At 56.1% G+C, this 11,279-nt stretch carries 12 protein-coding genes; 7 read left to right on the plus strand and 5 right to left on the minus strand.

The genetic code is table 11. The features are described from left to right. Positions 1-211: 211 nt before the first annotated feature. The 7 genes from KOE80_RS12860 (at position 212) to KOE80_RS12890 (ending at position 5,497) form a co-directional block, all read left to right on the plus strand. Positions 212-703, plus strand: a complete 492-nt coding sequence (locus tag KOE80_RS12860) for a low molecular weight protein-tyrosine-phosphatase (protein WP_026482840.1) — start codon at positions 212-214, stop codon at positions 701-703. Positions 704-844: 141 nt separating this feature from the next. Next, positions 845-1,321, plus strand: a complete 477-nt coding sequence (iscR, locus tag KOE80_RS12865) for a Fe-S cluster assembly transcriptional regulator IscR (RefSeq protein ID WP_021446710.1) — start codon at positions 845-847, stop codon at positions 1,319-1,321. A gap of 33 nt (positions 1,322-1,354) precedes the next feature. Further along, the gene (locus KOE80_RS12870) at positions 1,355-2,548 is read left to right on the plus strand and encodes an IscS subfamily cysteine desulfurase (RefSeq protein WP_035268115.1); all 1,194 of its coding nucleotides are present in this window, start codon (positions 1,355-1,357) and stop codon (positions 2,546-2,548) included. Beyond that, a complete protein-coding gene (locus KOE80_RS12875; protein ID WP_226349282.1) occupies positions 2,545-2,928 on the plus strand; it encodes an iron-sulfur cluster assembly scaffold protein in 384 nt (127 codons plus the stop codon). Before KOE80_RS12870 ends, KOE80_RS12875 begins: the two co-directional genes overlap by 4 nt. A gap of 54 nt (positions 2,929-2,982) precedes the next feature. Continuing rightward, entirely contained in the window at positions 2,983-3,306 is a 324-nt protein-coding gene (locus tag KOE80_RS12880) for a HesB/IscA family protein (protein ID WP_003801383.1), read from the plus strand. Positions 3,307-3,312: 6 nt separating this feature from the next. Beyond that, positions 3,313-4,191, plus strand: a complete 879-nt coding sequence (locus KOE80_RS12885; protein ID WP_026482837.1) for a methylglyoxal synthase — start codon at positions 3,313-3,315, stop codon at positions 4,189-4,191. Positions 4,192-4,480: 289 nt separating this feature from the next. Continuing rightward, the gene (locus KOE80_RS12890; protein ID WP_226349283.1) at positions 4,481-5,497 is read left to right on the plus strand and encodes a Bug family tripartite tricarboxylate transporter substrate binding protein; all 1,017 of its coding nucleotides are present in this window, start codon (positions 4,481-4,483) and stop codon (positions 5,495-5,497) included. Positions 5,498-5,660: 163 nt separating this feature from the next. Here KOE80_RS12890 and lysS read toward each other — a convergent pair whose 3' ends face one another. From lysS to infA, 5 genes are all read right to left on the minus strand, one after another. After that, positions 5,661-7,184, minus strand: coding sequence for a lysine--tRNA ligase (gene lysS, locus KOE80_RS12895; RefSeq protein ID WP_035268111.1), 1,524 nt, complete (start codon positions 7,182-7,184; stop codon positions 5,661-5,663). An 11-nt stretch (positions 7,185-7,195) separates the two neighbouring features. After that, positions 7,196-7,933, minus strand: a complete 738-nt coding sequence (locus tag KOE80_RS12900; protein WP_026482834.1) for an SDR family NAD(P)-dependent oxidoreductase — start codon at positions 7,931-7,933, stop codon at positions 7,196-7,198. A gap of 1 nt (position 7,934) precedes the next feature. Further along, positions 7,935-9,039 (minus strand): peptide chain release factor 2 gene (gene prfB, locus KOE80_RS12905; RefSeq protein ID WP_115635138.1). Its coding sequence is split into 2 segments (ribosomal slippage): positions 7,935-8,957 and positions 8,959-9,039, totalling 1,104 coding nucleotides; the frame shifts between segments, so codons are not numbered across the junction. Positions 9,040-9,150: 111 nt separating this feature from the next. Next, positions 9,151-10,860: a methyl-accepting chemotaxis protein gene (locus tag KOE80_RS12910; protein WP_226349284.1), complete on the minus strand. Its 1,710-nt coding sequence runs from the start codon at positions 10,858-10,860 to the stop codon at positions 9,151-9,153. A 111-nt stretch (positions 10,861-10,971) separates the two neighbouring features. Then, complete coding sequence (gene infA / locus KOE80_RS12915) at positions 10,972-11,244, minus strand: translation initiation factor IF-1 (protein WP_137430908.1); 273 nt, start codon at positions 11,242-11,244, stop codon at positions 10,972-10,974. Between the last annotated feature and the right edge of the window lie 35 nt (positions 11,245-11,279).

An 11,279-nucleotide genomic window follows, 5' to 3' on the forward strand; every position in this document is an offset into this window, starting at 1 on the left:
GCTTGATTTATCTCATCTCGAGAAAGTGGTGTATCCGCTAAGCAAAGGTTGCTGCGCCTTTGGTTTATTCCAAACTTCAAGCAGCTGCGACCGGTTCTTATTGGCAGCTCCCAAACGATACGGATTTGCTGTTTTCAAGGCGATTTTCGGGGTCTGTTTTCACCCCGGTTTCGTCTTGCCTTATTTGGGGTTTTCCCGCAGACTTTGACGCATTATGAGTAAGGTTCTGTTTGTCTGTACAGGGAATATTTGCCGCTCCCCCAGCGCCGAAGGTGTCTTGCGCCAACTGGTCGACCAGGCCAGTTTGTCGGAGGCTATTTTGGTGGATTCAGCCGCCACGCATGGCTTTCATGTTGGCGAGCATCCTGACACACGCGCACAGATAGCCGCTCGTAAACGCGGTTATGACATCTCTACCTATCAGGCCCGACAGGTCCAGCGCGAGGACTTTCGCAACTTCGACCTTATCTTGAGCATGGACTGGGAAAACCACGCTGCCTTGCAGCAAATGTGTCCTCCCATTTATCGTCACAAGCTCATGCTGCTGATGCGCTTTGCCACTGACTATGAAGCGGCTACCGTGCCCGATCCTTATTATGGCGGCCAGGATGGCTTTAATAAGGTCATGGACTATATCGAAGATGCCTGCCAGGGCGTGTTCGAACTGGTTCGCAAGCGCGTCCCCAATTACCGTGCTGCCTGAGTGGCTACATAACACTTCAGTATAAGTGTAAAAACACACGCTCAAGCACGGTAGTTTCCCCTGTATTTGCTATACTGGACCAAATTGGTCGGATTTGCCGTTGGCAGTCCGGCCGCTTTCGCCTTTGGCAAGGAAACTATCATGCGTTTGACGACAAAAGGGCGTTTCGCCGTAACCGCGATGATCGATCTTGCGCTGCGCCAGCAAAGTGGACCGGTGACGCTCGCAGGCATCAGCCAGCGACAGGGTATCTCGCTCTCGTATCTTGAACAGTTGTTTGGCAAGTTGCGCCGCCATGAACTGGTCGATAGTGTGCGTGGTCCGGGTGGTGGCTATACGCTTGCGCGTCTGGCTCGCCACATCACCGTTGCTGACATTGTGTTTGCGGTCGATGAGCCCGTTGATGCCACCCAATGCGGTGGCAAGGGTAATTGCAAGCAGGGCACAAACGGGCAGAAAGGCGAGTGCATGACTCACGAGCTTTGGGCGACGCTTAGTCGTAAAATGGTCGATTATCTGGATTCTGTCTCGCTACAGGACTTGGTTGATCAGCAGCGTCTGCGTCAGCTCAAGTTGGCCGCTCAGGAAGCCGGCCAGCCAGAAGAATGTACTTTGTAGTGGGCAAGATCCGCTACTGACCCGGAGTTTTGTATGAGTCGCGCTCAGCGTATCTATATGGATTATGCCGCCACTACACCGGTAGACCCGCGTGTGGCCGACAGCATGATTCCCTGGTTGACGGAACGATTTGGCAATCCGGCCTCCAGCAGCCATCCCTATGGGTGGGATGCGGAAGAGGCCGTGGACCAGGCGCGCCGTCAGGTTGCCGCTTTGGTAGGGGCAGAGCCGCGTGAAATTGTCTGGACCTCCGGTGCTACCGAAGCCATCAATCTGGCGTTAAAAGGTGCCGCGCAGTTTTATCAGTCCAAGGGCCGCCATATTATTACCGTCCGTACGGAACACAAGGCCGTGCTGGATACCTGTCTGGCCTTGCAGGACGAAGGGTTTGAAGTCACCTTTCTGGATGTCCTGCCCAGTGGTCTGATTGATCCTCAGGCGTTTGAACAAGCCATTCGCCCCGACACCATCCTGGCCTCGGTCATGTTGGTGAATAACGAAATTGGCGTGATTCAAGATGTGCAGGCCCTGGGGGCAATGTGCCGGGAGCACAAGGTGCTGTTCCATGTGGACGCCGCCCAGGCCACCGGCAAGGTGGCGATCAATCTGCAGGAGTGGCCGGTGGATTTGATGTCCATGTCTGCCCACAAGACTTACGGTCCCAAAGGAATCGGTGCCTTGTATATCCGTCGTAAACCGGCGGTGCGCCTGAAAGCGCAGATTCACGGTGGCGGCCACGAACGCGGGTTTCGCTCCGGTACGCTGGCCACTCATCAGATCGTGGGCATGGGGCGTGCTTTTGAACTGGCTGCGCAGGAAATGGACCTAGACAATCAGCGCATCACCGCGCTGCGAGATCGTCTATGGGCCGGCCTGCAGTCTATCCCTGATCTGTTCCTGAATGGCACCTTGGATCAGCGCGTGCCCCACAACCTGAACATCAGCGTGGATCACATTGAGGGCGAAGCTCTGATGATGGCTCTGACAGATTTGGCAGTGTCCAGTGGCTCGGCCTGTACCTCGGCCAGCCTGGAACCGTCCTACGTATTGACGGCTCTGGGTCGTAGTGATCAGTTGGCGCACAGTTCCCTGCGCTTGAGTCTGGGCCGTTTCACGACCGAGCAGGATATTGATGACACGATTGCGGCCATCCGTCGTGTGGTTGAACAATTGCGGGCCATCTCTCCCTTGTGGAGCGAGCCTGCTTCGGAGCAGTTCGCGCAATGATATATAGTGACGCTGTCATGGAGCATTTCCTGCACCCGCGTCATGTGGGTGTCATGAACAGCAGTGATGCTGGCGTAGGTACAGGGGAAGCGGGAAGTCACGAAACCGGGGCCTTGATTCGCATCCAGCTCAAGGTATCGGAGCAGGGCCAGATTCAGGATAGCTGTTTCAAGGCTTATGGCTGTGGCTGTACCATCGCTTCCGCCTCGTTTGCGACACAGTGGCTGCAAGGTCGCAGTCTGGAGCAGGCTGCTCAGTTCTCGTCTACAGATGTGCAGCAAGCGCTGGAATTGCCGCCGGTCAAAGTGCATTGTGCTTTGTTGGCCCAGGAGGCGGTTCAGGCCGCTATTGCCTCGGTACAGAACAAAGGCGCGTTTTAGTTGTCCAAGCCTGAAGGCTGAATATTCTTTCAGGTTTATAGAAAGGAAAAGATTATGTCTATTTCTCTTACTCAGCCCGCCGCAGAACATATCCAGCGTCATTTGAAAAAACGCGGGGGCGGTTTGGGGCTACGTTTGGGTGTACGTCTGACCGGTTGCTCGGGTCTGGCCTACAAGCTGGATTTTGTTGATGAGCCGGTTGAAGGCGATCAACTGTTTGAAGAGCACGGCGTTAAACTGTTTGTTGATCCTAAAAGCCTGCCCTTTATTGACGGCACGCGTCTGGATTATGGCCGTGATGGCCTCAATGAAGGTTTCAAGTTCATCAATCCAAACGAGAAAGCCTCCTGCGGGTGTGGCGAATCGTTTACCGTGTAGGAACTCATGTCATTACGTTTCGGTTTGGCGGCCAATCAATTGCACCATGATTCGGCAGATGCGGCTTTGTTTCAGTGGTTGCGGCGCTCAGCCAGCGGTATTCGCGAATTGGAAGTTGAGCTTTACACGGTCGGTCGTACCTGTAATGCCATCGAGCGGTCGGGCCTGCTGGAAGGCTATGGCGGCCTGGTTCGCTATCCCTATGGTCGTGATGGCGGCTTGATGAAGCTGGTGGCCCGGGTCACGCAAAGCCCGGATGGTACACCGCCCTTTGATGGCGCCATTTACCTGATTGACCCGGTAGACCCTTCCTCCATTTTTCCGGAAGCACTGGCGCTCAAGCGCCAATGCATCACGCATGGCCGTCCTTTCATTTCTACCTTGATGGGTGCAATTGAATGGATTGAAGTGGAGCGTGTCAGCCGCGGCTTGTGGCCCGATTCCAGCTGCAAACGTATTTTTGACTTCCCTAATCAAACCTTGGCCATGATTGCGCACGATGCACTCAAGGACAAGATGATTGAGTTTGCCGACAAGCATTTTGATCTGCTGTCTCGCTTTGGCCAACGCGTGGGAACCGGGACGACAAGCCGCTTGTTGAATGAGCTGGCCTGGTCTAAAGGCTGGCCCAAGGACACACCCTGGATTCAGTCATATCTAAGTGGACCTTTGGGTGGCGATGCGCAAATTGCCGAGCTGGTGCTGGAAAATCGTTGTCAACGCGTCATCTTCTTTGAAGACCCGCACGTTGCGCGTCAGCACGAGGCTGACATCCAGCTGCTGGAGCGTGCGGTGCGCGTGGTGGCAGACAAGGCTTCGTGTTTTTCTTCGCCTGAGGTAGCTCATAAATGGGCACAGGCGGTGATGCGTTTGCCAGTGGATTAATTGCCTGCAAATCGTACTCGCAGCACAGGTGCGACACGGTGCAGCTATGAACCTGGATTCGCAATAAAAAGAGGACGCTTTCGAGCGTCCTTTTTTGTTTCGGCATGACGTGTTGCTGAGCAAGTTTTCAGACTGCGCGAAAGTCGTTGATAGCTGCTTTAGCAGCGGTCGGGACGGGGGCTGCTTGATTCGCGCATGGGGGCTCTCTAGACTACAGTTCGTGATTGGCAAGCACTGCAAACACAATGTCGCCTGATCAATGGGCAGTCTGTGGATACTGGAGGTAGGCTTGAATCGACGCATGATCTTGAAAGCGACCGGTGCGGGTATCGCCGCCCGGCTTGGTGTTCCTGTTTCTTCTCTGGGTGCTATGTTTGCCACGGCTCCGGCACGTGCGCAGCAGGCCGATACGTTTCCCTCCGGGCCTGTGCGTATTGTTGTTCCGGTGAATCCGGGCGGCAACGCTGACCGTATCGCACGGATGCTCGCGCAAAATCTTGCCAAATTGTGGCAACAAACGGTGATTGTGGATAATGTGCCCGGCGCTCACACCAGCCTTGGCGTCAACCGGGTAGTTCGTGCAGCCCCAAACGGGCATACGCTCTTGTCTAGCGGGGATCAGCTTGCGATCAACGCTGCCCTCGGTCGCAAGCTGCCCTATAGCGAGACGGAGGTCCGTGGCGTGACCCGCACTATTGTTAATTCGCAGGTGCTGGTGGTGCGTCCCGGTCTGGGCGTTAAGCACTTTGATGACTACGTGGCACTTCTTAAACGTCAGCCTGGCGAAGTATCTGCAGCGCTGCCGATTGGTTACGGCAGTATTTATCATCTGGCCGTCGAGATGCTTAACCAGCGTTTGGGTACGCAAACCAATAACATTCCCTACGCGGGAGGGGCCCCCGCTATGTTGGACATACTGGGCGGGCATGTTGACGGAGCACTTATTGATATCTCTGGAACAATCCAGAACATTCAGAAGCGTGAGCTCATCCCTCTGGCGGTGACCTCGCCGGAGCGCTCGAAGGTTTTACCGGATGTTCCCACTTTTCATGAGTTGGGTGTTTCTGATTTCGTGATCGAAAGCTGGCAGGGCGTCTTTGTGCCACGTGCCACGCCGGATGAGGTGGTTGAGGTGTTAAATCGCGATATTACGGCTGTACTGCATTCGCGCGAATTTGCTGAGCCATTGGAGGAGCAGGGCTTTGTGATTGCGCCTGGTTCGGCTGAGTCTCTGGATCAGATCGTGGCACGTGATATTGCCCTGTTTCGTAAAGTGGCGGCAACTGCTGGCATTAAGCCCGAATGAAGTCTGCCCTTACAGGTGTAGGGCTGGTTAATAATGAGATTGGAGCGGGAGTTTGTTCAGGGACCGGGCAGAATAGCTGCGTATCTGCGTATGTGTATGCGGGGGCGAGGATGCATAAAAAAACGCGCGGTCTTGACCGCGCGTTTTTCTGTCTTGAGACTGATTAGTCCTCGCGACGTAGGTGCGGGAACAGGATCACGTCACGGATAGCAGGGCTATCGGTCAGCAACATGACCAGTCGGTCGATACCGATACCGCAGCCGCCTGTAGGGGGCATGCCGTATTCCAGCGCACGGATGTAGTCCGCGTCATAGAACATGGCTTCTTCGTCGCCAGCGTCCTTGGCCTGAACCTGGGCCTGGAAACGTGCGGCTTGATCTTCAGGATCGTTCAACTCCGAGAAACCATTGGCAATTTCGCGACCAGTAATGAACAGCTCAAAGCGCTCGGTAATGCCTTCCTGGGTGTCCGAAGCGCGTGCCAGTGGCGACACTTCCACGGGGTAGTCCACGATGAATGTGGGGTGCCACAGCTTGGATTCCGCTGTTTCTTCAAACAGAGCCAGTTGCAAGGCACCCAGACCGGCATCACGCAGTGGGGGTGAGTTCACGTCCACTTTCAGGCGAGCCAGCTCAGTGCGCAGGAATTGGATATCTTCCAGCTGTTCGATCTGGTAGGACGGAGCGTACTTCATGATGGCGCCGGTAATGGTCAGGCGATCAAAAGGCAGGCTCAGATCCAGTTCGCGTTCCTGGTATTGCAAGGTGGCGGTACCACGGGCGCTGATCGCGGCTTCGCGTATCAGGTTTTCGGTGAAGTCCATCAGCCACTGGTAATCCGTGTAGGCTGCGTAGAACTCCATCATGGTGAATTCGGGGTTGTGACGAGGGCTGACGCCTTCGTTACGGAAGTTGCGGTTGATCTCGAACACGCGCTCGAAACCGCCCACGATCAAACGCTTCAGGTACAGCTCGGGAGCAATACGCAGGTACATTTCCATGTCCAGCGCATTGTGGTGGGTCACAAAGGGTTTGGCCGATGCGCCACCCGGAATGGGGTGCAGCATGGGGGTTTCCACTTCCAGGAAGTTGGCCTGGGCCATGTGCTGGCGCAGGCTGCTCATGACCTTGCTGCGGGCCAGGAAGGTTTGACGGGTGTCTTCACCCATGATCAGGTCTACGTAGCGCTGACGGTACTTCAATTCCTGGTCAGCCAGACCGTGGAATTTGTCGGGCAGGGGGCGCAGGGACTTGGCCAGCAGGCGCACGCTGGAAGCATGTACGGACAGCTCGCCCTTATTGGTTTTGAAGACTGTGCCCTCCACGGCCAGGATGTCACCGATATCCCAGCCCTTGAATTCCGCGTAGTTTTCTTCGCCCAGTGCGGCTTTGTCCAGGTAGATCTGGATACGGCCGGAAGCATCTTGCAGCGTGGCAAAACTGGCTTTACCCATGACACGCTTGAGCATCATGCGGCCAGCTACTTTCACGACTTTATTGGTTGCAGCCAGGGCATCCTTGTCCTGCTCGCCGTACTGGCTGTGCAGCTCGGCAGCGTGGGCGTCAGGGCGAAAATCGTTGGGGTAGGCGATGCCGTTTTCGCGCAGGCGGTCCAGTTTGGAACGACGCTCGGCGATCAGGCGGTTTTCGTCTACGACGGGGGCGGAAGTGTCTAGCGGTTCAGTCATTGTGTCAGTACTTATTCGTAGTGGCGGATGTCATCCAGGACGTGCTGGCCAAAATCCGGGCTGTTCAGGTGGCGCAAAATGCGCTCGGCCGTATCGTCCGGGCTGCTTAGCTGACCTTGTTGATGCAGGTCGATAAAGCGGCTCAGGTTCGGGAACTGGTCGCGGGATTGGCTACGGATATGGCCTTGCATATCGGTATCGACCACGCCAGGGGCCAGAGAGCAAACGGCCAGCTCGGGATTCTCCAGCTTCAGGGTTTGCGTATAAAAATCCAGCGCTGCCTTGCTGCAGCCGTACACGGCCCAGCCCGAGACGGGTTTGCGGCCAGCACCAGAGGATATATTGAGCACCTGGCGTTGGGCATCCTTGGGGGCGCCTTGCAAGAAGGCGGCGGTCAGGCTCATGACACTGGCGACATTCAATTGCAGCGCCTGTGTAATGGCCTGGGCATCGAGCAGGTGGCTGGCCTGCCCAACGGGATCAACCGTGCCCGCATTATTAATGAGGACGTAGCGTTGAGCCTGTGTCTGGCTGATCAAGGCTTGCAGAGCCTTGGCAGCCTGTTGTGCGCCTTCCGCGCTGGCCAGATCCACTTGCAGATGTTGATGGGCCCCTTGGGGCGCATCCAGTTGCAGTTCGCTGCGGGCCAAAGTGATCAACTGATGGCCAGCGGCCAGTGCCTGACGTGCCAGGGACAAGCCCAGACCGCGAGAGGCACCGCTTAGAACAGTCAGCGTGGAAGTGTGCATATTAAATACCTTGTTTCAGGCTGGCTTGAATAAAGGCATCCAGGTCACCATCCAGAATCTTCTGGGTATTGGAGCTTTCGTAGTTGGTACGCAAGTCCTTGATGCGGCTTTGGTCCAGCACGTAGGAACGGATCTGGTGACCCCAACCCACATCGCTCTTGGAGTCTTCCAGTTTTTGCTGCTCAGCCATACGGTTGCGCATTTCCAGCTCGTACAGGCGGGACTTCAGCATTTGCATGGCTTCGGCACGGTTACGGTGCTGCGAGCGGTCGTTCTGACACTGCACCACAATGCCGCTGGGCTCGTGCGTAATACGAACGGCCGAGTCGGTTTTGTTAATGTGCTGACCACCGGCACCACTGGCGCGGTAAGTGTCGATACGCAAGTCGGCCGGGTTGATTTCGACTTCAAAGGAGTCGTCGATTTCCGGGTAGACGAACACGCTGGTGAAAGACGTGTGGCGGCCGTTGGAGGAGTCAAAGGGACTTTTGCGAACCAGACGGTGCACGCCGGTTTCAGTGCGCAGAAAACCGTAGGCGTAATCGCCTTCAATCTTGATGGAGGCCGATTTGATACCCGCCACGTCGCCGTCAGACTGTTCCAGGATCTCAGCCTTGAAGCCCTTGTGTTCGGCATAACGCACATACATGCGTAGCAGCATGGAGGCCCAGTCCTGGGCTTCGGTACCACCCGCACCGGCCTGAATATCCATAAAGCAATTCAGCGGGTCGGCAGGGTTGGAGAACATGCGGCGGAATTCCAGCTCTTCAATACGGCTGGCCATGGCGGCACAATCTTCTTCGATGGCGGCGATAGTGGCATCGTCATCGTCCATCGCGGCAAGCTCAAACAGGTCCTGCGAATCTTTCAAACCCGTGTGCAAGGCGTCCAGCACATGCACCACGTTTTCCAGACTTTTCTTTTCGCGGCCCAGATCCTGAGCGTGCTGAGGATCGTTCCAGACGTTGGGATCCTCGAGTTCGGCATTGACTACGTGCAAACGATGAGCTTTGTCATCGTAGTCAAAGATACCTCCGTAAGGCATTTTCCCGCTCCGAATAATCGGCAAGGCGGGCTTCCAGTTGATTAAGTCGTTCCGATTCCATGATTCAGCGGCTTTCCTATATTTGATGTGCCACCCACGCCAGCCAGCAAGGCGGCGCGCGGCAAACTTCCGATTTTACCCTTATCGGAGGTCTATGGCACGTATTGGCCGCTCAGGAACCGGACATTGTGCACGTGGCTGTGCGATAGGCGGACACGGATCGGTAAGAAGGCTGCGTGGGGGCGGCGGGCAGGGCGGGAGCATCGGGCTCGGAAAGATCGCTATCCAGACTGAAATGCGCCACCACCTGGGCCAGCAAAGTGGTTTGCTCCAGCTGCTCCTGAGCGGTGTGCGCGCTGTGTTCAAGCAGTTGGCGGTTGGACTGGCCTTGCTGGTCCAGGCGCGTCATGACCTGGTTCACGTAGTCGATATGCGTCGCCTGCTCCTGAGAGGCTTGGGCAATATCGGCCACAATGCTGCGCATTTCATTGACCTTGTGTTGTGTGTTGGCCATGACTTGCGCCATACCTCGGGCGGCAGCCGAGCTTTGCTCGGTTTGTTCGACTGAGCTGGAAATCAGGGTGGAAATCTGTTGTAAGGCGTCGGTGGAGCGCAAAGCCAGGTTGCGCACTTCGGCAGCAACAACCGCAAAGCCATGACCATGGACTCCGGCGCGGGCGGCTTCCACCGCGGCATTCAGGGCCAGGATATTGGTCTGGAAGGCAATGTTGCGGATCAGTTTGGTGATCTCACTCATTTTGTTCGAGCTGTCGGCAATTGCGTCGATGGTATCGAGCAGGCTGTGTACAGCTTGATTGCCCCGGGCCACTTGGCTGGAGGTGTCTTGCGCCAGATGATCGGCGGTTTGGGCCTGCTCCGCGTTCTGGCGCACGGTGTCAGCCAGTTGATTCATGGCCTTGACGGTCTGATTCAGTTCGGCCGATTGATCCAGAATTTGCTCGCTCAGGTTTTGACTGCCCAGCACAATCGCATGCGAGCCGTCGCGTATCAGGCTGGTTTGTTCGCGGATCTGATGCACTACGGTTTGTACGCCCTGGCCGATGCCATTGAGTGCTGTAAGCAAGGTCCCGAACTCATCATGGCGACGCACGCTGAGCTGCGCATTGAGCTTGCCCTGGGCCAGTTCCTTGGCCAGATTAGCCCCTTGATCCAGCGGATGCTTGATGGAGCGATACAAGAGGCGTAGAGCAATGGTGCTGGCCATGAAGAACAGGGCCAGTGCCGCTAAGGCCAGGCTGAACGCACGGTCGCTGCTACGACCAGCCAGATCCAGGGAACTGTCCAGGCGCTCGCTGAACTGGTGCTCGAACTGATCCAGTGTGTTGGTGATCTGGGCGGAGGCTTGAATGTATTGCTGGCTGAACACCAGCACTTTGGCCATCAAGGCATTGGGCAGGGCAATGCGGATGGCGCCGTTGCCATCTTCAAACTGGCCGCTGGCGGTTTGAATGGCTTCGGACTGAACCTGGCTGAGTGCCAGGGTCTGTTCATAAGCAGAGCGCAGCAGGTCCTGTTCAGCCGGCTCCAGCTCCAGATCCCTGAAGCGGTCCAGCATCGCCAGGGCGACGCCGTCCTGATCCGCCTGGGCACCCGTAAACACCGCCAGAAGGTGGCGGAAATTATCCTGAAATTCAATTTGCTCGCTGGAGACAAACGCGATGGCCTGACGGCTGAGCAATTCGCTGATGCGTTTGAAGTCTTTGCTAAGCGCCGTCGTTTGATGGCGCTGGGCTTCCAGATGCTTGCGCTGTTCGATGCTGCTGCTCAAATGTTGGAGGGCAATCAGCATCAGGATTAGAAACAGGCTCAGAATTGCAAAATAGGCGATGAAGCCAGTTTTGAGCGTCAGTAATTTTTTCAAGGCGACTCCCACAAGATGTGGGGTGCGCCCGAGCGCTGATGGCTCTTGTCGCACCCCTGTCAGGCGCGCCTATCTTTGCATCTAATTGTGACAGGGGTGTGGCGATATGTCTTAACGGCGGTGGGGAGTGCGACGAGGGGCAGAGGTCGGCGCGCCAATACGCTTGGGCAGGTGGCGGAAGATAATGCGACCTTTGCTCAGGTCGTAGGGCGACATTTCCAGGGTAACGGCGTCGCCAGCCAGAATACGGATGTGGTGCTTGCGCATTTTGCCGCCAGTGTAGGCGATAACGGCGTGACCGTTGTCCAGGGTGACACGAAAGCGCGAGTCAGGCAGGATTTCGGTGACGGAACCTTGCATTTCAAGTAGCTCTTCTTTGGCCATAAATCGGGACTCCTTTAAAAATAATAATTCCCGTC

Origin of the sequence: Alcaligenes sp. 13f, from assembly GCF_020496585.1 — a bacterium.
GTDB lineage: Bacteria > Pseudomonadota > Gammaproteobacteria > Burkholderiales > Burkholderiaceae_B > Alcaligenes > Alcaligenes phenolicus.

Excerpts from the sequence above, each read along its gene's own strand:
- KOE80_RS12875 (WP_226349282.1), top strand. The coding sequence starts at position 2,545 with ATGATATATAGTGACGCTGTCATGGAGCATTTCCTGCACCCGCGTCAT.
- infA (WP_137430908.1), bottom strand. The coding sequence starts at position 11,244 with ATGGCCAAAGAAGAGCTACTTGAAATGCAAGGTTCCGTCACCGAAATC.
- KOE80_RS12885 (WP_026482837.1), top strand. The coding sequence starts at position 3,313 with ATGTCATTACGTTTCGGTTTGGCGGCCAATCAATTGCACCATGATTCG.
- lysS (WP_035268111.1), bottom strand. The coding sequence starts at position 7,184 with ATGACTGAACCGCTAGACACTTCCGCCCCCGTCGTAGACGAAAACCGC.
- KOE80_RS12880 (WP_003801383.1), top strand. The coding sequence starts at position 2,983 with ATGTCTATTTCTCTTACTCAGCCCGCCGCAGAACATATCCAGCGTCAT.
- KOE80_RS12900 (WP_026482834.1), bottom strand. The coding sequence starts at position 7,933 with ATGCACACTTCCACGCTGACTGTTCTAAGCGGTGCCTCTCGCGGTCTG.
- KOE80_RS12870 (WP_035268115.1), top strand. The coding sequence starts at position 1,355 with ATGAGTCGCGCTCAGCGTATCTATATGGATTATGCCGCCACTACACCG.
- iscR (WP_021446710.1), top strand. The coding sequence starts at position 845 with ATGCGTTTGACGACAAAAGGGCGTTTCGCCGTAACCGCGATGATCGAT.